Raw genomic sequence first — 20,661 nt, 5'->3', positions numbered from 1 at the left:
ATGGCTTTCACACAGGCGGACCTCGACGCAATCAACAATGCGATTGCCACTGGCGCCAAAAAGGTTCGGTTCCAGACGCATGAGGTGGAATATCCGAGCGTTAGCGAGATGCTGAAGGTACGGCAATTGATCAAGGATGAACTTGAGGGGGCTGGCGAACCCGATGGCGCGATGTTCGCCGAGTACCGAGGTGGATACTGATGAACGTCCTCGACAAGGTCATATCATTCTTCAATCCCGTGTCCGGCGTAAGCCGTGCCGCAGCGCGGCAGATGCTCACTTCATTTGAGAAGCGGGAATATTCTGCTGCCCAGTTTGGTCGCCGAAACAAAGGGTGGCGATCACGGGGGACTTCCGCAACGACCGAGGTTGCGGCAGCAATGTCCACATTGCGCGACAGGTCGCGTGACTTCGTTCGGAACGGTTGGGCGGGGCAGCGTATTCTGGATGTTCTGACGTCTCACGTCATTGGCACTGGTATTCTGTCGATCCCGAACACCGGATCTGATCGGATCGACAATCGCTATCGGCTTCTTCGTGAGGAGTGGGAACAAAGCTCTGACGTGGAGCGGGTTCTGGATTATGGCGGTCAACAGGCATTGGTCCTGCGATCCATGGCGGAAGGCGGTGACAGCGTCTTGCGGTTGCTTCCAATCAAGTTGGAAGATGCCGGGAAAACAGTCCCCCTGCGGCTTCTTGGACTTGAGGGCGATCTGATAGATACGTCTCGCGACAGCGTCATGGTTGGTGAAAACAATGTCCGCCTCGGAGTCAAACTTGGAGACTGGAACGCGCGTGAGGGCCTTTACCTCCATCCTTCGCATCCCGGGGATAGCGGGTTTTCGTTCGGAAATGAGATGTCCAGCCTCGTCCCCTGGGATGATCTTTGTCACCTATACCGTCCACTGAGGCTGGGGCAGCTGCGTGGCATTTCATGGTTCGCGCCGATTCTTTTGAGCGCAAAGGAAATACAGGATCTGATGGAGGCGGCCATTGTCCAGCAAAGGACGCAGGCCAGCTTCGCCGGCTTTCTGAAGCGCCAGCCAGGATCTGCAAACCCACTTGCTCCAAAAAAGGATGTTGACGGATCGAAGGTTACACGCATCGAACCGGGACAGATTCAGGATATTGGTGATGCTGATATCGTTTTCGCCAACCCGTCATCGCAGTCGGTGTTTGGCGAGGCGTACAAGGCCGGGCTATGGGCGATGGCGGCAGGCGCCGGCATCACCTACGATCAGCTGACGGGTGATCTTACACAAGCCAATTACTCCTCGCTTCGTGCGGGAAAGATCGAATTTCGGCGCCTCGTCGAGCAGATCCAGTGGCATATATTTGTCCCCTCCGTTTGTCGGAAGGTTGATCGCCGGTTTGAAGATCTAGCGGTTATGTCGGGAAAGCTGCCAGCGCGACGCGACGGGTATCGCGTTGATCACGTCATGCCCGCCATCGAACCTATCGACCCGAAGAAGGATCTTGAAGCTGATATCCTTGCTGTCCGCGCCGGGCGAATGTCGCCCCAATCGTTCATCTCAGCGTGGGGGCACGATTGGCGGAAAGTTGTGAGTGACTTCGACGCGTTCTTCAAATTTGCAGACGCAAATAACGTGCTGCTCGACATCGATCCACGGAGGCCCGCTGCTGGGGCAAAATCAAGCGCCGCGCCACCTGCGGCGGAAGGAGCGCAAAATGAGTAACATTATCCGGTTGCCCCAGCTTCTCCGCGATGCGGAGGTTAGGGCGGCCTCATTCAACGAGGCTGACAATACAATTGATGTCGTGTGGACAACGGGTGCCCCGGTCCGGCGGGTCAGCTGGATCGATGGTGAATTTGACGAAGAGCTTGTCGTTTCATCGAACGCAATCCGGCTTGATCGGCTTAACGCCGGCGCTCCGTTCCTTGATACGCACGGAACATGGAGTCTCGCTGACGTTATCGGATCGGTCGTAAAAGGTTCGGCCAGAATAGAGGGCGGCGTTGGTGTCGCAAAGGTTCGCCTTTCTACTGCGGCCGATGCTGTCGATCGGGTCGCGAAGATCAAGGAAGGCAGCGTTTCCAATATCTCGGTCGGCTATCGCATTCATGCGGTGGAAAAAACCGAACGCGAAGGACGTATTCCTGTGCATCGGGTCATTGACTGGGAGCCGTGGGAGATTTCAGCTGTCCCGATCCCGGCGGATCCCGGAGCGCATGTGCGCAGCGGAAAAGATGACGCGCCACTCTATGCGTGCCGCGTTGAGCCAGATCTTTCGACAGCAAACAGTATTCGACGCATCCGCATGCAAATGCAAATGCGACAACAGCAATTGGCAGGCTAGCGCAGGCTACCGCATGCCATGGCCGTAATTGCGGTCTCGCCCTTCCTCGCCTTTGGGCAAGGCATTCCTCAAGGAAAATATCGATGATGAAGAAAAACGTTCTGGCGGTAGCCTGCACGCTCGCTATCGCAATGGTTCTTGTCGGAGTCGGTCTTTCGACCGATGCCTTCGCGGCCGTGCCGGACACGCCGTTGCATGTAGCCGGGCTTGTGGTTGATGGCATCCGTGATCTCACCTCTTACATGGCTATCCCGCTGGTTGCCATGCGCGCCAATCTGGAAGACCTGCAAAAACGGGCGGCGGAAAAACTGCTTGAGCTGAAGGACGATACGGCTCCCGATGCTGCACGCACCATTGAGGCCGATCACAAGAAGCTGCTCGAAGAAATCGAGAAGCTGAAAGGCGATATTCGTCAGGCCGAGGTCGAAGAGGAAACCCAGCAGGGGGATCGCAATAATCCCCCCAACAACACGGAAGGTGCTCGGGCAGCAGATATTCTGGATCTCGGGACCCGCGCAGGCATGCAGATCGACGCAATTCAGGCCGCGCTGCGCAATGGCGTTTCCGTCGAAGCCTTCCGGTCCCAGGCTTTCGATTTCATGGCGCAGCAGGCATCGCGTTCGCCGTCCAGTTCGATCCACGTTGTCCGCGATGAAGCCGAGGCCCGCCGTTCCGGCATGGTGACCGCGATGGCATTTCGCCTGGGCGGAATGGATCAGCCTACCGGTGATGAGGCGACGCGCGCGCGCAGCTTCATGGACAATCATGACGTTGTCGAATTCGCCGCGGCAGCCATCGGTCACCGTGGTGCGGCCCGTACCGTTCGCGAGCGGGAAGATATTCTCGTGCGCGCGTTCCATAGCACGAGCGACTTTCCGGCGATCTTCTCCAACGCCATCAACACCGTCCTCGAACGTCGCTACGCTCTGGCACAGCCGACCTATCGACGTATTTCGAGGCGCCGCGACTTCGTCGACTTCCGACCGCATTATGCGGTTTCGGTCGGCGAGTTCCCAATGCTGGAGAAGCTCACGGAAGCGGGCGAGATCAAGTTCGGAACCTTCGGCGAGGGTAAAGAACAGATCGCCGTCGCGCCCTACGCTAAGGGTATCAGGGTCACCCGCCAGATGATGGTCAATGATCGGCTGAATGCTCTCGGTGAAGTCCTCGGCGGCTACGGCCGAACGGTCGCCCGTTTCGAGGAACTGACTTTCTATACGATGATGTTGTCCGCAAATACGAAGCTCGCGGACGGCAAAGCGGTATTCCATACCGACCATGCGAACCTTGCCGGATCGGGTTCTGCGATCAGCGTCGCCAGCATCGGCGCCGGCAAGGCAGCGATGCGCAAACAGAAGGGCCTCGATGACGCCATTCTGAACCTGCAGCCTTCCATCCTTCTTGTTTCTCCCGACAAGGAAACGGAAGCGCTGCAATATCTGGCGCCGATCTCCGCCAACGACTCCGTGAAGGTGAACCCGCACGTCGGTACGCTGGAGCCGGTTGTATCGGCCCAGCTGACCGGAAACGCCTGGTATCTTTTTGCCAGCCCGGATGAAGCGGCAGTCTACCAGTGGGGCCTGCTTGATGGTTACGGCGCGCCGCGCATTCGTTTCGACGAGCCTTTCGGCACGCAGGGTTTGGCCATGACCGTCGAGCACGATTTCGGCGTGGGTGCCATCGACTTCCGTGGCGGGTACAAGAACCCCGGCGAATAAGCCGGGGTTCTTCCTCTCCGTTGTTTGCGCCTGAGTGCGCTTGGTGAAGCAAGGATTTTATCACTATGAAAAACTACGTTCAGCCGGGTAAGGCTATCGACATTACAGCGCCGACCGGCGGCGTTGTGTCTGGCCAGATTGTCGTTATCGGATCCCTGATCGGGGTTTCCAACTTGACGGCCGCCGAAGGTGAGCCCTCTGTCATCGATACCGAGGGCGTGTTCGAAGTACCGAAGACTTCTGCCCTCGCAATCGCTGTTGGCGATAAGCTCTACTGGGATGCGACAAACAAGGTCGTCAATAAAACCGCAAGCGGCAACACGCTGGTTGGTATTGCTGTTGCCGCCTCTGCAAATCCGTCGCCCACCGCCAAGCTCAAGCTCGGCGCGACGACCGTCTGACGACATGGTATCGCTGTTTGAGCGGCTGGCGAAAACCAGCCGCTCCACCGTTGAGCGTGTCCATGGTGCCGATGTCACCGTCTTTCCGATCAGCAATCATGATCCGAACGCAGGCACCAAGCTGGACGGCTCCAATCCTCCCTATCCAACGGTTGCTTGCTTCTTCGAGAATACGGAATTCAAGGGGGAGCAAAGGGCGCAGCCATCGGCAGACGGGCGGAAGATCCTGCATCGTGCTCCGCAGCGTCAGGCGTCTATTCGGCTCATCGACGGGAAGCCGTTCAAGACGGATTTTTATCTTCGCCGGGAAAGCGATCAGAAGCTTTTCACGATAACGCAATTCGACCCGGACGGGTCCGGCAACGTCATGGCATTGCTTGCCGTCGCCGCGTCTCTCCCGACTTGATAAACTGGAAACATCATGCTGGCTCCGGAAGCGCTGAGGCTGATCACCGTCGAGGTTCTGCGCCCCACGGCGTCGCTGACGTCAGGGGTATTCCCTACGGTCGCCGGCCGTCTCGTATATGACAGCCGCGAAATCGCGGTGCAGGATATTTCGACGGAACGGCCATATACGCCGGTGCTTGCCCTGCACAGTTCGACTGCTGCTCTGAAACCTCGGGGTGAGCCTGCCGCCCTTGACGACCTTGAACATGAGGCGGTTCTCGATATCGTCGCTGAACTCGCTGTCGTCGCTGGCGATGAGGCAGGGGCTTATGCTGATGCTCTTGCCGGAACTGACCCGAACGCTCGCCTTGTCCTGGCGGCGCTATGTTCCAAGGTTCGCTTTCTGCTGGAGAGATCATCTTCCGGTGCGCCGTGGCGCAAGCTCGTCAAGCGTATTGTCTCCGTCGAGGCGATCCCTTTCGCGATCCCTGATCTCGGCTGGCGTTACCAGCGCACCACGTTGCGGTACACCGTAGAACTGGCGGCGGACGTTTTTAATGTCGAGGAAGGTGGGTTGCCCGAACCGATACGATCTGTGTTCAACACCCTGCCCGCCGAATCCTACGCGAAGGCAAAACTTGCCGAACTGGCTGGCTATTTCAGTGCCGAGTCCGTTGAAAAGCTCGAAGAAATTGCCGGGTCCGTATCGGCTCCCGGCGGCGTTACCCTTCAGGTCGGTCGCAACGATCTGAACCCCACCCCCTGACCGGAGACTTTCAATGTCCAAGATTTATGTGGCGGCCGAAGGGTGCGCCATTCCCGGCGGCTGGCCGGAAGGTGGTCGCCCCATCGATCCGCTCTCGCGCCAGCATCGCCGCATGATCGAGACCGGTGATCTGGTCGAAAAAGAACAGGCCGAAGAACCGCCGATCGAACCCGCAAAACCGTCCAGGAAGGATTGACCCCGATGGTGAACAACATTCCCGACAATATCGTCGCCCCGCTGCTCGCCTTCGACATCGAGTCCGGCGGGCAGTTCTCGTCCGAACTGAACGAAATCCTGCTCGGCTTCGGCACCGCCGACGGCGCCCTTGCCGAAGGTGAGATCGCCATTTGCAGCACCGTGAATGAAGCCCGCCGTCTTGCTGGTCGCGGCTCGATGCTGGAGAGCATGTTCATCCGTACCCGCAAGAATGCGCCCGCCCAGGTCATCTATCTTGGCCGCGTCGCCGATACCGGCACGGCGGAAGTCCGGACATTGACTGTCGGCGCCATTCCTGCGGCGGGCGGACAGGCCGTGGTTCAGATCGCTGGCGAAAGCGTATCGATCGATATCGCCGCCGGGACCTCGGCGAGCGATACGGCCTCGACGCTTGCGGCGGCGATCAACGCCTATTTCAATGCGCTCACGAAGAAGAGCCTGCCTTTCACCGCGACCGTGGCGACGAACGTTGTCACGCTGACGGCACGCCACAAGGGCGCTTATGCGGGCAGGCTCGATATTTTCATTCCCATTCTGGAGGGCGGCAACGTCTTTACCAGCGCCAACCTGACGGCGGCAACGACAACGGCAGGAGCGGGCAGCCCTGACCTTTCCACCATCCTTGCGGCGATGGGCGATGATCCTTTCGAGGCGATCGTTTCCGCATTCAGCGACGATGCCGCCGTGGCGCTGCTCGATGCGTTCGTGACGTCTCGCTGGGGATATGATCAGCAGCTGTATGGCCACGCGTTTTATCCCTTCACCGGTACGGACAGCCAGGTGAACACGAAGGGTTTGGCGCGCGACACCTGGCATCTGTCGCTGATCCCGATCCTTTCTGGCGGCGGCAATGGCACCCCCGACTATGAGGCCGTCAGCGCCGTTGTGTCGCGTACGCTGCCCATGCTCGGCTCCGGCTCTGATGGTCGCGTTTCCGCAAACCAGTCCGGCCTTGTCGTCAGCGGTGTGATCGCCCCACGTGATCGCAATTACTGGCCGGATTATCCCACGCGCAATGCATGGCTCCAGAACGGCGTTTCGGCATGGAAGGTGGACCGCAGCGGCGACGTGATCATCGACAAGATCATCACCCAGCAGCAGACGACGAACGGCGTTCCGGATACGGCTCTGCGCGATATTCAGGCGGTCTACCAGTTGACCTATGCCCTGAAATTCATCCGCGCGAAACTGGCCTACGAGCACTCCAACAAGGCGATTGCCGACGACAATCCGGCCAATCTGCCCACCTTGGTCACGGTTCTTGATATCAAGGCGACGCTGGTACATGCCTGCATCGACCTTTCTCGGCGCGGGGTTCTGGAGTTCGGCAACGATATCGCGGCGCAGATTACCGTCACCCGCAATCTCGACAATCCGAACCGTGTGGACATCGTTCTGCCGATGGATCGCGTCAACCCGCTCGATATCTTCGCCGGCCTTGCCCGCGTCTACGCTCAGCTTTGAGGCGGTCTCCGCCTCTCCCTCTTTTTGATCCTTTCTGCGGAGAACACCCATGGCAGGCAATGATTTTGGCGGGCGCATGACCGCCCGTCTCGCGAGCGGCTCCCTTCTGTCGTTGCGCGGCAATTTTACCGTGATGTCGGCAGGGCAGTCGAATGAAGCCGTCACCAACCAAGACGGCTCGACGGACCGCGTCGGCACGCCGACCGCGCCGCGCGCCGAGGTGACTTTCAAAGACGCAAGCGATGTCGACTTCAATGCACTGATGACTGCCCCGCGCCAGAATTTCACGGTGCATGAGGAGTTTACCGGCGTGACGCATTATTTCTTCAATGCGTTTTTCAGCGGCGAGCCGAGTTCGAACCGGCTCAACGGTGAACTCTCTGGCCTCCAGATCGTCGCTGAAACCTACCGGCGCGGATAAGGGGCGGTCATGGCAGAAAGGATCATAACGCTTTCCCGGAAATACGAGTTTCTGGGCGTCGAGCCGTTCTCGGAGGTTCGGCTTCGGGCGCCGACATACAAAGAGATTTTCATGGATGGAATCGGCGAGCCGCGCGAAACTCATGTGGTTGCCGGTCAGCCGATGGTGGTGACGCATTACGAGGCGATTGACCGTCATCTCCTGAATATCTGCCGATCGCCATCCTATGACGCCCTTTCGGTGTTGGAAGCGCATGACGCGATCGAGGTCGCTGAGGCGGTGTGCGATTTTTTTATGCGGCAGCCGGAGTTGCCGAAGCCGTCGACCTGATGGTGTTCCAGCTTGGCTGGGACCCGATGCGAGTGCAGGAAATGACGGCCGCTGAAATCGTGCACTGGTGCAATCGTGCTGTCATTTTTGCCGAACGAAAACGGAGCCAGTCATGAGACTGGAAATGAACAGCAAGGATTTCGAGGAGCTGGAGCGCGCCTTCCGGCGGCTCCCCGGCGAAATCCGCACCAAGGCAATGCGCAGGGCAATGACGCGCGTCGCCCAGACGGCGCGATCCCGCATCGTTGCCCGCCTAGGACCGCATACGCAAATGCCGCGCGAGCTGGTGGCGTCGCTGACGACGGCGCATTTCAGCGCCGGCGGCAACACCTCCAAGGTGGTTGCCGAGTCCGGCTGGATACCCTTGCAGCGTCTCGGCGCAGTGCAGAATGCATCTGGCGTCTATGCGAAGCTTCGCGGCTCGTATCGCCACGCCTTCATCGCCGCCATGAAAAGCGGCCATGTCGGCGCATTTCGTCGGGTGCCGGGCACGCAAATGTCGTCTGCGACCGGCAAGCGCGAGCAGATCCGAGAATTGTTCGCAGCGAACCCGGCCCATGCCATCACCAACAATCCGGATGTCTATCTGGATGTCCTTGCTGGCGTAATCGAAGATTACTTCTTCCCGCGCGTCGTTCACGAAATCGAACGCCTCTTACCTCGATAGGATGTATCCATGGCCAATCGGAAAATCCGGGCGGAGCTTGAGATTGATGGCAAGGACAGTACCAGCCCAGCTTTTCGATCCGTCGCCACCCGTATGGGCCAGATCGAGCGCCAGATGTCGCGGTTCAATAAGACCGCTTCCGACTTCGACCGCAAGGTTGCGTCGATCAATCGACATTCGGCTGGAATGCAGCGCGCCGCCGAAGGCTTTAACAAGGCCGGAACGATGTTGCGAACCGGTATCGCCGGCTACGGTGCCTATGAAGTAGGCCGCGCGATTGCGGGTACGGTCAAGGATTTCGCTGCGCTCGAACGCCAGATGACCCGTATCGGCATCACGGCCGATGCCTCGGCCACGCAGACAAAAGAGGCTTTCGCGCAGGCGCAGCAGATCGCCAAGGATCTGAACTACGATAGCGTTCAGCCCGCCATTGAGGCGATTGATACCCTTGTTGCCTCCGGCAAGTCGCTGGACGAGGCGATGGCGTTTCTGCCTTCCGTACTCGCCACGGCGCAGGCCACGGGTGCGGCAACGCAGGACATCGCCAACACCGGTCTCAAGGCCGCCGACGCCCTGCAAATCGAAACGAAGAATATGCAGCGCGCCTTCGATATCATGGTCATGGGCGGTAAAGCCGGCCAGTTCGAATTGAAGGATATGGCGCAGTACATCCCGGGACTGGCGAACAGCTTCGCCACGCTCGGTTACAAGGGTGAGGGCGGCCTGAAGAAACTTGTCGCCATCCTTCAGACGATCCGTGAGGACACTGGCGATGCCAGCAGCGCCGCCACACAGGCGCAGAACATCTTCGGCAAGATGTATTCTGAAGAAACGGGGAAAAAGTTTGCCAAGTTCGGCATTGATCTTCGGAAAGAAATGGAGGCCGCAAAGAAAACCGGAGAAGATGCCGTCACCGCGTTCATCCGGCTTTCGAATGAAGCGATCAAGGGCGATCTTTCAAAGTTGCCGCTGTTGTTCAGCGATCAGGAATTCCGCCTCGGCATGCAGTCCCTTATGACCAGCAGTGACAGCCTGAAGCGGTTCATTGATACGATGAATTCCGCAGACGTAGATGGCACGGTTTTTCGCGATGTGAACCGCGTATTTTCGGATACGCAGGCGACGATTGACAGAATGTCGAGCAGTTGGGAAAAGCTCAAAACCTCCCTCGGCGAGAATGTCGCTACAAGCGGCGCTACAGATCTTATGGATTGGGGGACGAAGAACCTCGACTATGCGACCGCTGTCAATAAGGGGTTGGAGGACAGCGGAGTCAAAGGTTGGTGGGCCAGAACGGGGTTTGGCGTAACCAGTTCTCAGCTTGAAAAGGATGAGATGGCCGTGAAAGGCGGTTATAAAGACCCTGCTTTTTTGGCTGATTTTCAAGCTCGAAGATATGAGGCTGGAAAGATAAAGGCCTCGGTAGGACGGCAGGGTCGACCTGTTGTTATCGCCGATTTTCCAGGTGGTGGAACTGGCAAGATACCGGTGCCAGGCAGCAGGCCCGAAAATCTTCCCCCCATGCGAAGCCTTCCTGCGGGGATTGTTCCGCCCGAACTTCGCGTCGGCGCTATTCCTAAGGTTCCAAACTTCGGTCCTGGAAAGGTATCTATGCCGTCACAGGAAGAGTTCAAGAAGGCTCTCCGTATTGACATCGATAGCTTGAAAGATTCCGGTCATGAGGCCGGACAAAAAGTTGCCGAAGGAGGCCGTGAGGCTGGTAAAGCTGTAGAGGACAGCGCTGCATTTCTCAAAGTGGCAGGCGTGGACGTCGGCGCTCAGATCAGTGCTGCCGCCGAAAGGCTGCTGGAGGCGGCGCGCAGCTTCAATCGTATGCAAGCATCAGCGACGTCACTACCGAGATCGGCCGTTAACGCCGATACAGGAAGAACCTTTCCGCCGGAAATCAGCAAACCGGCAGGGGGTGGATGGTAACCGAAAGTTGGAAACATGAGAGACTGGGCATCAACGCTCCGGCCCGCCAGTTTTCGCGGGGTCCGCTTCTGGGTGGAATTCGATGATTTGTCTGGAGGAAAGCGTCTGGCGCGGCATGAATATGCTGGCGGCAGGCGTACGCGGATGGAGGAGATGGGTCTCAAGACGCCGTCCTTCAGCGTCACGGCATACCTCCTTGGCGATGCCAGCGATGTTTCGGCAGCATTCCTTTCGTCGGCCTGTCTAGCGGCGGGTCCCGGAAGGCTGGTTCTTCCTATGGATGCTGGCCAGCTTGCCTATGTCGAGGATTTTCACCGGTCACGGGAGCGGGATCGTCGTGGGTATGTCGCATTCGAATTCACGGCGATACCGGCCTCAGGCGAGGTTCTGCCGTCACTCAGCCTTGCTGATGTCGATACGACGTTTCTCACCGCGTTGTCGGTGGCTGCTTCTGCATTCGGAAGGTTGTTTTAATGGCTGCTGACAAACGGGCAATATGCGAATGGCTTAGCAGTCTCGCAACGACCATCGTCACCGATATGCTCGACGCGGATAGTATCGCCGCGCGCCTTGATGCGGCTCCCGTATTGTCCGCCGATGATTTCGCGATCGAAAGCCTGTCGATTATGCGGGTCGTCGCCGAGAGTGTTTCATCGGCCTCCGGCTTCGATACTCTCAGATCCGGGCAATTCGAGGATGCGGAGACCACAAACGCCGCCTCTGTCTTGCTTGCCGTTGGACTTGCGATTGCAGGCGGGCGCGCGGACTGGATTTCGCGGCCGCAGGCGCGCGCCGGCAGAGACAGGATTGCTTCGGCGGGCGACGCTGCCCTGAGTGTGGTTTCGGCCATGGGTGCAAACGGCGTCGATCTTTATGTCTGGCTCTCTGCCCTGACGAACATCGCTGTGCGCCTGGTGTCCGAGCAGGCGGCTGACGCCGTTCCCGTGGTCCGCGTCGAGACGGGTATATCGCTGCCTTCGACGTTTCTGGCTTACCAACTTTACGGCGATGCCAGCAGGGCTGAAAGCCTTGTCGAGATTGCCGGTGTTTCCACGCCGATGCTCATGCCATCGGCCTTCAGTGCTCTGGAAGAATGATGCAGGAAAATTCGACAGGACCATTCGAGACGGTCGTCTGCGACGGTCTGCCGCCGATCATCCGCATCAATATCAGAGTGTCAGCAGAAGAGGCCGCTCGCAGCGCGAAAGCCGATTTTGTCATCACGGGATCCGGTCTGCCCGTCATGCCGGGCAAGCCGACGAAGATTACGGCGAGCGGCGATCTGTTGCTTACTGGCTACGTCCGCGATGTCGACACCGGTTACGATGAAGAAAGCCGGTCGCTCTCCTGCGGCATCGTCTCTCGGACCGTGGATTTCGTTGAATGCTCGGCCGAGCATGCGAGCGGTGAAATTCTCGACAAGAGCCTAGACGATATTGCCAAGGATCTGGATAGCCACGGAATCGGCATTGAGACGGATGGCAGCGAATTGCCGAAGGAAGCGCGCCACAAACTCATGGTCGGGGAGAGTGCGTTTTCCAGCATTGAGCGTCGTTCGCGAGGCCGTGGTGTTCTGATCCACGACACGCCGGAAGGTCGCGTCAAGTTGGCGACGAAACCTGCCGGAAAGCATGCGGGCAGGCTGAAACGGGGTGTCAACATCCTGCCGGGATCCAGTGCCAGCTTTACGGAAAAGGGCCGGTACAGCGATATCAAGGTTCGCGGGCAGGCCACGGAAGGAAGCGATAAACAGCAGTTTCGCGGCCAGTCATCGGCGAAGGATAACGGCATCAGCCGCAAGCGGACGCTGATCCTGCGGCACGAAGGCGAAGCATCTACTGGCCGCATGAAAAAGCGCGCCGCATGGCACGCCAGACGGGCGGCAGGCAACGGCACTACCGCAAACATTGTCGTAAGCGGCTGGCGTGATGAGACGGACAAACTCTGGCAGCCGAACTACCTTGTTTATGTTCATGATGACTGGCTTGGTCTCGATGGCTGGATGGTCATCAAGGGTATCGATTTCGAACAGGGCGATATGACGAAGGCGACGCTTTCTCTCGCCGACCCTCGTGCACTCGGCGGCGAAAACCCGCGAGGCAAGACGGCATCCGGCTATTCCGCTGCGGCGGTCGATGAAGGGGATTTTGAGGACGAATGAGCGGCTTCATACGTTTCGACTTCGATGGCCGCCTTGAAGAAAAGGCTGGTCAGCAGTTTGTCTCGGGGCGGGGCATGTTCAATGACGGCTACACCCGTATCCATCGCCCGGAGCCACATGGCTTTGCTTCTTCACCGCCGGCGGGGTCGAAAGGTCTTCTGCTGCCGTCGCCGGGCAATCCGGATTTCGCGGTTGTTCTCGGGCTAGAGCATCCGGGCCATCGACCAACTGACATACCGGGTGGCGGCTCGGCGCTCTACGATGCCTCCGGCAATATCATCAAGGTCGTCATGGGTGACGGCATCGTGGTGGATGTCACGGGTACGGCATTCCAGATCCGCAAGGGTGGGGTGACGCTCACAGTTTCCGCCGCCGGCGTCGATATTCAGGGCGGGACCGTCAAGCACAACGGCAAGGATATCGGCGACACACACCGCCACACCGGCGTGGTTCACGGCAGCGATCAAACGGGCGTGCCTGCATAGGAAAACACACATGCTTCGTATCATACCTCTCGACGAGGCGGACGAAATCTATCGTTCGCCCGATCTCGGCTGGGATGGTTTAGTTGGCGATCTAGTTCTCAATCCGCCCGACCACCCGAACGCTCCCGGTGACTTTCGTGCAGAGCAGGGCCTTGCAACGCAGGTCTTGATCCATCTCATGACGGATCGGCGCGTCGAAGAAAGTGAACTGCGTGACGGGGAAGAAAACCGCGGCTGGTTTGGCGACAGCTTTGACCGAATGGACGGGGAGGATCTTCTCGGATCGAGATGGTGGTTGCTTCGAAGGCGCTCGCTTTATGATGGCATTGAGACTGATGCACAGGATTATGCCCTGGAAGCCTTACAGCCTTTGATCGATCAGGGTGCCGTCACGCGAGTAGATGCAGTGGCCACCGTTGACCGGTCAGCCAACACTCTGGAATGCGTAGTCACTCTTTATGGCAAAGACGGTGCGCGCATCTATCAAAGAAAATTCGAAAATCTCTGGAGGCAGATCGATGGCGTGGACAGTTCGCTCGTTGGATGAGCTCTCGTCACGGGCGCGTGGATACTTCCGCAAATATATGCCCGGCACCGACGCTAGTCTGAAAAACAACTTCGTCACCGTCGTGGTTAAGGTGCTGGCCGGTTTAGGCCACGAGATGGAGCTGCGCCTTGCGTACCTGGCGAAGCAGTTGTTCGGTCGTACGGCCAGTGTTGCTGTCCTGAGGCTCCATGCCGCCGACGTGAATATTTTCCAAAAGCAGGCCTCTTCATCAATCGGCGTTATCATAGGCTCTGGTGAGCCCAACAGGGTTTACCCTGCCGGGATTCGTTTCGGCTCCGGATCCCAGATCTATATCTCAATTAATCCTGCGCAGGCGACCCCGCTAGGTGCTGTCAGTTTTACTGTTGCTTCTGAGGAAAAGGGCGCTGCGGGAAACCGTGATGCCGGGGGAATTCTTATACTTTCCGACCCAGGGCTATATCCCAGCCTTGCGACGGAATTTTTAGTAGACAACGACGGTATCGGTGGTGGCGCAGATGTCGAAGATATTGACGCATTTCGCGGCCGCTATCTTTTTCGTAAGGCAAATCCGCCTGGTGCCGGTAAACTGACGGACTATGAGCGCATCGTTTCCGATGTCCCTGGTGTTTTGAGGGCATGGGCTTATCGAGACGGTATTACACCCTCTTTTGTTGTTGTGTTCTTCCTCTTCAGGGGGCGCCCCGACAATATACCAACAGCAGGGGATGTTACTGTCGTCCAAGCTGCGGTGGATGCCGCGCGGATGATCAGAGTTAATGACAGCGTAGCGACAGCCCCTGTTGCTGTGCCTCTCAATCCGGTCATCTCAAATCTCACAAATGACACGGTACAAGTTCGCGAATTGATCGACGCCGCAATATCAAACGTCCTCTACGAAAAGGCGAGGCCGGGTTTGTCAAGTGATCCATTCGTGCTCTCTCGCAGCTGGATCACGGAAGCAATATCTGGTGTGGCTGGGGAATCAAGCCATGTGCTCACCTGGCCAATAGAGGACATCGTCTACACTGGCGGACAGTATCCGGTTGCGGGACTTGTGACCTATGTCTAAATCTCCATTCGCTCACACTATAACGAACAGTTTTACGGCGCTAGACAGACCTGTACTCAGCTTGCCGGGCGACAGTCTTTCGCAGCCGTCTACAGACGATCTGATTTCCTCAGGACTAGCTCTGTGGCCTCCCGGGGCAGCGTGGGGAAGCCCCGATGGAGAAGCGGTATCTTTTGATGGGTTGATCGCCCGCTTCACAAGGGTTCTTCTTGCTCCGTTCGCATTCATTTACGCACGCGCCTGGCAACTGGTCGGGGAAGCAAGTACGCAAACCGTCAATGAAACGATAGATGAATGGGAAGCTGATTACGGACTTCCGGAGCGCTGCTTTACCGGAGAGCAGTCTACCACGCAGCGCCTCACAGCGCTGCGCCGGAAAGTTGCTGGCGAGCCTCTCAATCACCCGGAAGACTTCGTTCGGGTCGCGGCAGACTTCGGCTTTGAAATAGAACTCGAAGAGCCTTGCATATTCGAATGCGGCTTCTCCGAATGCGGTGGCTTCCATGAAGTCGGCTCGGCAATGGAAGAGGCTTACGTCGTCGTCAGGGTGAAGGACACGGCCATCACCTATTTCGAAATCGGTACATCCGAGTGTGGATTTGATCCGCTTTTTTCTCTTGGGACTGCTGAACAAATCATCTGTTTTCTCCGGCAGGAGCTGCCGGCATGGACGATCCCCATACCGTCTCCGTGGATATACTTGGCGGAGCTTATGACTGAGGACAATGAAGTCATCCTGGACGAGTTCGGTAATTCGATCCTCGTCACACTCTGAATTTTTGCGAGGAATGATGCAATACAACCCTCCTTTTGGAAGCGCTGACCCAAACGCGCCTTACAAAGACCGGAACACGGCAGCCGGCGAAGCCGGATCCCGCGTTCCTGCCGCAGCAATTGAGGACCCTCAGCGTGAAATCATGGCGGTAATTGCCGCTGGTGGCATAGCGCCGTCGAAGGAAGATCTCACGCAGCTGCTTCAGGCCATCCAGCAACTTATCTCTGCGGCGACAGGCGGGGGTGATACAAGCAATTTTGTGTTGATGCCGCAGGCGCGCGCGCGCCTACCAATCTTTCCTGAGGTTCTGACATCCGATGGACGGATACCGGTAATTTCTCCGGCCGCAGGGCAGGTGCGTGTACCGGCGGGCTACGATTTCCTGCATAGGGGCATATTCACGACGACAACGGTGCAGGCCGATTTTGCGACGGCTGCTAACAAAACCTATCACCTCAGATGGACGCCTGCGGGCGGCTTTACGTTGAAGGACCTGGCCGACGCCGGTTACAACCCAACCGCTGCTGCCGAGGGATCGGCTATCTTTGACAGTTCGTTTGATGACATGATTATCGCCCGGGTCGTCACAAGCGCTGCTAATGTTCCAACAATTACGAACCTTGGAAACAAGCACGATCTTCGGGCGTCTGGAGAGGTCCTCCTGAACGCTCAAGACTATGCGTTTCAAGACAATACTCCTGTAACCGGCATTACTGGCGGGTCGACACAGCAGATAAACTGGGCTCGTCGCCCGAGTGTGGGAATCGGGGGTGTTGCTGACTTCGACGCCCAATCTGAAACGGCCTCTGCGGCAGAAAGCAATTTCGGCTTCCGAGTTGTAAGCCGCTACACCTTCGTCGCGTTCTACCAGGTGACGGGCAATACGAACCGGCAGATATGGATGACATACGAAGCGAGGGCATAGTCCAATGGGAATTAAGATAAGTGACCTAAATCCTGTCGCGGCAGCTCTCACTTCGGATGAAATCCCGATCAATCGAGCGGGATCGTCCTTTAAACTTACGGTCGATCAAATCAGATCTTTAATCGTTGCCGCATTGGTGGACAGCGCTCCTGAAACACTGGATACTCTTAATGAACTGGCGGCCGCGCTAGGAGACGACCCGAATTTCGCGGCAACGACCGCCGCGGCGATAGCTCAGCGGCTTGGGCTGTCCGGCGGGACTATGACTGGTCCTATAAATTTCGGATCCTTTCCCTCGACAAATGCCGTACTGACGTCGCCAGCCTTGAATGCGCCCACTATTACGTCTCCAACGGGCTATCTGCTGTCGAATTCCATCTCTGGCTTAACTGTATCCAACAGTGCTGGAGATGCGGTCAATGATATCCAGGTAGCGGCAGGTTCTGCCGCGAGTGATGCCAGCCCTCCGACGCTGGTTCGACTTTCCTCGGCTATGGTCAAACGAACGGATGCTGCATGGGCAGCCGGAACAGATGCTGGTGGTTGGCTTGATGGATCCTCCATGCCCAACGGCATTGGTCATGTCTACGTCATGTACGGGACAAGTGGTGTGGATGTCGGCATTTCGGCATCACTCTCACCTACGCTACCGGCAGGATACAATACTGGCAAACGCAGGGTTGGAATAATCATTCGTTCTGCCGGGACAATTTTGCCATTCTTGCAGGTAAATAGACGAGTTATTCTGGATGAGCCGATCACCTTGCGGTCGTCTGCTTCCTTATTTCCAGAAGCCAATTTCACCGTTCTGGCTGGAGCTGGACGGATCCGGCCGATAATCCGGTTCGACCTCAACCCAAACGCCTCATCGAATATTGTAAACGGTTTGGGGGATGGGGATGGATCCGCTAAGACTGTTCAACAAGCGGCAAACTCGACCCCAAGCGTCATCACTGTCGACGGCATGCACGCCACGAATAGCGGCGGCCAACTGAAATTTGTGACAACCGCCATCAGCGGGACCGTCAATGGGAATACGTGGTTCCTGCGTGGCTGGTATGACGACGTACAATAGGTGAAATCATGTCGCGAAACTTTTGCATGACTGGAAATTTCGACCTCAACCAAACCGGAAAGAGCGTCTTCTTGAATGCTCAGCATTTCGACATTCTGGCAAGCCGGTGGGTGTTCGGGCGATCAGGATCAGGCTCCGGCATTGATATGTCGCTCTCTGACGATGTTCCCGATTGCCGTAGCGCCAAAAGCTTTCGCGCTGACTTCAGCACCCCAATCTCTCCCGCGCCCATGGAAGAATCTCACATCCGCTTTGCAATAGAGGGGCGGCAGGGGATACTCGGAATTGCCGACAGGGTTTGCTCCCTGAAGTTCAAGGTCAAGACCAATCGCCCCGGAATGCATGCGGTTGTTTTTGTGAAGCCATATGCAGACCTTTCGAATGTTGATACGTTTGTTGCTCCATATCTGGTGGAGAGGGCTGATACCTGGGAGACGAAACGGCTCGTCATCGATCTGTCGAAGAGCCAAAACAGAACCTGGCACAAGGGCAACGGTATCGGTCTTCGGTTCCGTTTCGCCTACTACGCAGGTAGCCAGTATTCAGCACCACCCGGCTGGAATTCTGGGAATTTCGTATCGGCCGCCGGCGCTATAAATCTTGCCTCGCAGGCTGGTTCTTATCACCAGATTTCTCAGGTCGATTTCTACCCTGGTGATTTCGACCGTGAGTTCGAACCGATGCCCATTGAGGACGTGCTTCGTGCGGTTCAGCGGTATGAATGCGTAATAGGTTCTTCGCATCTGGATTCGGTAGGATTAGCCGGTTACGCCAGCGCCGTCGACCAGACCATCTACCAGACGATCACTTATCCGACGACTATGAGGGATAAGCCCACGGTAACGCCATGCACGTTTGAGGTTGCAAATTGCGGCCAGCCCGAATTCGTGACGGGAGCAAACTCTCTTACGATGAAGATCAAGGCTCTGGCTGCGGGTCGGTTGGCCGCAAGATCCGATATGGCGACGATACCTATTCTGTTGCGCTCGGAGCTTTGATCTCAGGTTGATTTCTCAGATCGGCAACCTATGGTGCGTCATCTTGGCCTAGTCGGCTGATCACGGAGAGGTTTGTCAATGAGCGTTAATCGAGGGGTGTTGTCCGATCTTGGGCCGCTCTACCACACATATGACTGGTTCGGGGCACCGAATGAGCAGCTTCCGGGTATCTATGAGAAAAACCAGAAGGCCAAACAGGCGATAATCGGCTCTTACATTCTCCAGTCCATCGGCAAATGCCGTAAGACGCTTGATACCAAGGTCAGCTTTGCCGAACTGTTTTGTGCGGACGGCTATTATGCCATGCTTGCCCGGCACTTCGGCGCTGACGAGAGTGTAGGTATAGACAACGACCGTGATGGAAATCTACCCCATGCCGAGCAGATCGCGCAGCGGCTCGGGATTGACCGCTGCAAATTCGTAAAGATGGACGTCAACGACGCCGACAAGCTGGGCCAGTTTGATATCGTCGCGAATGTTGGCGGTCTCTATCACGTGTCTAACCCGGAAGAGATCTTGCAGAAATCTTACGACATGGCGCGACATTTTCTGATCGTCCAAAACGTCGTGTCTTTGGCGAACGATGATAAGCGGTATTTCCAAACGCCCGCCCCGGACTGGACGTGGGGAAGCCGGTATAATCCGAAATCCTTCTACCGCATGATCGCGTCCAAGGGATGGAACATTGTCGATTACCATTTCAACGAGCTTGAGGGGAATAGCCGCCCTGAAGATCGAGGCAGTGTTTACTTCCTTATAAGCAAGGCTCCCCCGAGTGGCTGGGGCGCTATCATCCCTAGGCTGCGAAAGCTGACGACATTTTAATATCACGAGCCAGAGGGTGAAAATCTTCTGGCTCTTTTAGTATGGGCAGCATGATTGCTCCCATCGCTTGTCCGGTACCGTAACCCGGCACCCATACCCCACAATCAGGAGAACATCATGGCTCGGGAAACGCTTCCCGTCGCTCTCGACCTTATGTTTGGTCACGAGGGCGGCTACGTGAATGCTAAGACGGATCGGGGCGGACCGACCAAATTTGGCATCACCCACAAGACACTCGCGGCTCATCGCGGCGTTGCATCTGTCACCGCTGAACAGGTCAAGGCGATGACGCGCGAGGAAGCTGAGGAAATCTATCGCCGGTCCTACTGGACGCAGAGCGGCGGCGATTTGCTGCCTAAGGGCCTCGATTACGCAGCGTTTGACTTCGGCGTTAATTCCGGACCAGCAACCGCAGTCCGACGCCTGCAGAAGGTCCTCGGCGTTCGCGAAGATGGCGCGGTGGGCGAGCAGACCGTGGCGGCCGTCAAGGTATACCCCGGTGGTATTGCCAAGCTCATTCACGCTTACTGTGACGAGCGCATGGCCTATCTGCGGAGCCTGACTAACGACAAGACTGGCTTCCCGGTCAATGGCCGTGGCTGGACGATCCGTGTCACCGGCAAGGACCCGAAAGGCGAATGGAAGGATCAGCTCGGCGTTGTCGGCAATGCCGTTCGCCTGGCTACGCTCAGCGCCGATATGGTCAAGGACGTGAAGGTTCCTGAGGAAGGTAAGGCGAAGGCCGATGTCCGCGATACTGGCCTTATCGAGGTTATCAAGAAACCGGAAGCGTGGGGACCGCTTGGCGGCTTCCTGTCGGCGACCGGCGCAATCTTTGCCGGATCCGGCCCTGTCCAGTGGGCACTCGCTGCGCTGATGATCGGCGGGGGCATTCTCGGCTTCATTTATCTCGTCAAGCGGGTGAGGGCGGCATGATCTGGGCTCTCTTCCCCAACTGGCTCAAGATCGCCGCTGGTGGGCTTCTCTGCGCCATTCTGTTGGCCGGTGGCTCCTACTGGCTCGGCAAGCGCGACGGCCGCTCACAGACTAAGATCGAGGCCGCCAAGGAAGCGCTCGATCGCATCAACGAATTGGAGAAGAACAATGCGTCTTTCCGCAGTCTTACGGATCGCGGCCGTTGCCTCGTGTTCATGCGCGATAGCGGCTTGCCAGACAGCGCCTGCGACTAACGGGT

The 20,661-nt window shown here is 57.4% G+C and carries 26 protein-coding genes; all 26 read left to right on the top strand.

What is annotated here, in order from left to right; genetic code table 11:
* Entirely contained in the window at window positions 1-201 is a 201-nt protein-coding gene (locus ACQZ48_RS02960) for a phage head-tail joining protein (RefSeq protein ID WP_077987822.1), read from the top strand.
* Window positions 201-1,697 (top strand): phage portal protein, encoded by a 1,497-nt coding sequence (locus ACQZ48_RS02955; RefSeq protein ID WP_448728502.1) that lies wholly within the window; start codon window positions 201-203, stop codon window positions 1,695-1,697. Before ACQZ48_RS02960 ends, ACQZ48_RS02955 begins: the two co-directional genes overlap by 1 nt.
* Window positions 1,690-2,319 (top strand): HK97 family phage prohead protease, encoded by a 630-nt coding sequence (locus ACQZ48_RS02950; protein WP_448728501.1) that lies wholly within the window; start codon window positions 1,690-1,692, stop codon window positions 2,317-2,319. The genes ACQZ48_RS02955 and ACQZ48_RS02950 overlap by 8 nt, the downstream gene beginning before the upstream one ends.
* 83 nt (window positions 2,320-2,402) lie before the next feature.
* Window positions 2,403-4,037: a phage major capsid protein gene (locus tag ACQZ48_RS02945; protein ID WP_448728500.1), complete on the top strand. Its 1,635-nt coding sequence runs from the start codon at window positions 2,403-2,405 to the stop codon at window positions 4,035-4,037.
* 65 nt (window positions 4,038-4,102) lie between these two features.
* Window positions 4,103-4,438 (top strand): DUF2190 family protein, encoded by a 336-nt coding sequence (locus tag ACQZ48_RS02940; protein ID WP_279657682.1) that lies wholly within the window; start codon window positions 4,103-4,105, stop codon window positions 4,436-4,438.
* Window positions 4,439-4,442: 4 nt separating this feature from the next.
* Window positions 4,443-4,844, top strand: coding sequence for a hypothetical protein (locus ACQZ48_RS02935; RefSeq protein WP_448728499.1), 402 nt, complete (start codon window positions 4,443-4,445; stop codon window positions 4,842-4,844).
* 15 nt (window positions 4,845-4,859) lie between these two features.
* Entirely contained in the window at window positions 4,860-5,591 is a 732-nt protein-coding gene (locus ACQZ48_RS02930) for a hypothetical protein (protein WP_448728498.1), read from the top strand.
* A 13-nt stretch (window positions 5,592-5,604) separates the two neighbouring features.
* Window positions 5,605-5,787, top strand: coding sequence for a hypothetical protein (locus tag ACQZ48_RS02925; protein ID WP_448728497.1), 183 nt, complete (start codon window positions 5,605-5,607; stop codon window positions 5,785-5,787).
* A 5-nt stretch (window positions 5,788-5,792) separates the two neighbouring features.
* Window positions 5,793-7,271 carry a hypothetical protein gene (locus ACQZ48_RS02920; protein WP_448728496.1) on the top strand — a complete coding sequence of 493 codons (1,479 nt, stop codon included), beginning with the start codon at window positions 5,793-5,795 and terminating at the stop codon, window positions 7,269-7,271.
* Between the two features lie 49 nt (window positions 7,272-7,320).
* Entirely contained in the window at window positions 7,321-7,692 is a 372-nt protein-coding gene (locus ACQZ48_RS02915; RefSeq protein ID WP_080819379.1) for a phage tail tube protein, read from the top strand.
* A gap of 9 nt (window positions 7,693-7,701) precedes the next feature.
* Entirely contained in the window at window positions 7,702-8,022 is a 321-nt protein-coding gene (locus tag ACQZ48_RS02910; protein WP_448728495.1) for a hypothetical protein, read from the top strand.
* 112 nt (window positions 8,023-8,134) lie between these two features.
* The gene (locus ACQZ48_RS02905) at window positions 8,135-8,689 is read left to right on the top strand and encodes a hypothetical protein (protein WP_448728494.1); all 555 of its coding nucleotides are present in this window, start codon (window positions 8,135-8,137) and stop codon (window positions 8,687-8,689) included.
* Between the two features lie 9 nt (window positions 8,690-8,698).
* Window positions 8,699-10,624, top strand: coding sequence for a phage tail tape measure protein (locus tag ACQZ48_RS02900; RefSeq protein ID WP_448728493.1), 1,926 nt, complete (start codon window positions 8,699-8,701; stop codon window positions 10,622-10,624).
* A 15-nt stretch (window positions 10,625-10,639) separates the two neighbouring features.
* Window positions 10,640-11,098: a DNA circularization N-terminal domain-containing protein gene (locus ACQZ48_RS02895; protein ID WP_448728492.1), complete on the top strand. Its 459-nt coding sequence runs from the start codon at window positions 10,640-10,642 to the stop codon at window positions 11,096-11,098.
* Window positions 11,098-11,721, top strand: coding sequence for a hypothetical protein (locus ACQZ48_RS02890; RefSeq protein WP_448728491.1), 624 nt, complete (start codon window positions 11,098-11,100; stop codon window positions 11,719-11,721). The genes ACQZ48_RS02895 and ACQZ48_RS02890 overlap by 1 nt, the downstream gene beginning before the upstream one ends.
* Window positions 11,721-12,785, top strand: coding sequence for a phage baseplate assembly protein (locus ACQZ48_RS02885; protein WP_448728490.1), 1,065 nt, complete (start codon window positions 11,721-11,723; stop codon window positions 12,783-12,785). Before ACQZ48_RS02890 ends, ACQZ48_RS02885 begins: the two co-directional genes overlap by 1 nt.
* Window positions 12,782-13,270 (top strand): phage baseplate assembly protein domain-containing protein, encoded by a 489-nt coding sequence (locus tag ACQZ48_RS02880; protein WP_448728489.1) that lies wholly within the window; start codon window positions 12,782-12,784, stop codon window positions 13,268-13,270. The genes ACQZ48_RS02885 and ACQZ48_RS02880 overlap by 4 nt, the downstream gene beginning before the upstream one ends.
* Window positions 13,271-13,280: 10 nt before the next feature.
* Window positions 13,281-13,817, top strand: a complete 537-nt coding sequence (locus ACQZ48_RS02875) for a phage GP46 family protein (protein ID WP_448728488.1) — start codon at window positions 13,281-13,283, stop codon at window positions 13,815-13,817.
* The gene (locus ACQZ48_RS02870; RefSeq protein WP_448728487.1) at window positions 13,789-14,868 is read left to right on the top strand and encodes a baseplate J/gp47 family protein; all 1,080 of its coding nucleotides are present in this window, start codon (window positions 13,789-13,791) and stop codon (window positions 14,866-14,868) included. Before ACQZ48_RS02875 ends, ACQZ48_RS02870 begins: the two co-directional genes overlap by 29 nt.
* A 181-nt stretch (window positions 14,869-15,049) precedes the next feature.
* Complete coding sequence (locus ACQZ48_RS02865; protein WP_448728486.1) at window positions 15,050-15,643, top strand: hypothetical protein; 594 nt, start codon at window positions 15,050-15,052, stop codon at window positions 15,641-15,643.
* 13 nt (window positions 15,644-15,656) lie between these two features.
* Window positions 15,657-16,568, top strand: a complete 912-nt coding sequence (locus ACQZ48_RS02860; RefSeq protein ID WP_448728485.1) for a hypothetical protein — start codon at window positions 15,657-15,659, stop codon at window positions 16,566-16,568.
* Between the two features lie 4 nt (window positions 16,569-16,572).
* Window positions 16,573-17,643, top strand: a complete 1,071-nt coding sequence (locus ACQZ48_RS02855; RefSeq protein ID WP_448728484.1) for a hypothetical protein — start codon at window positions 16,573-16,575, stop codon at window positions 17,641-17,643.
* Between the two features lie 8 nt (window positions 17,644-17,651).
* Entirely contained in the window at window positions 17,652-18,641 is a 990-nt protein-coding gene (locus ACQZ48_RS02850) for a hypothetical protein (RefSeq protein WP_448728483.1), read from the top strand.
* 78 nt (window positions 18,642-18,719) lie between these two features.
* A complete protein-coding gene (locus ACQZ48_RS02845; protein ID WP_448728482.1) occupies window positions 18,720-19,466 on the top strand; it encodes a class I SAM-dependent methyltransferase in 747 nt (248 codons plus the stop codon).
* Between the two features lie 117 nt (window positions 19,467-19,583).
* Entirely contained in the window at window positions 19,584-20,402 is an 819-nt protein-coding gene (locus ACQZ48_RS02840) for a glycoside hydrolase family 108 protein (RefSeq protein WP_448728481.1), read from the top strand.
* Window positions 20,399-20,656, top strand: coding sequence for a hypothetical protein (locus ACQZ48_RS02835; RefSeq protein ID WP_448728480.1), 258 nt, complete (start codon window positions 20,399-20,401; stop codon window positions 20,654-20,656). Before ACQZ48_RS02840 ends, ACQZ48_RS02835 begins: the two co-directional genes overlap by 4 nt.
* Window positions 20,657-20,661 lie beyond the last annotated feature (5 nt).

It is taken from the genome of Agrobacterium sp. 22-209-1 (genome assembly GCF_053522485.1).
Note: the sequence above shows the minus strand (reverse complement) of the source record. Positions and strands in the feature narration are given on the sequence as shown.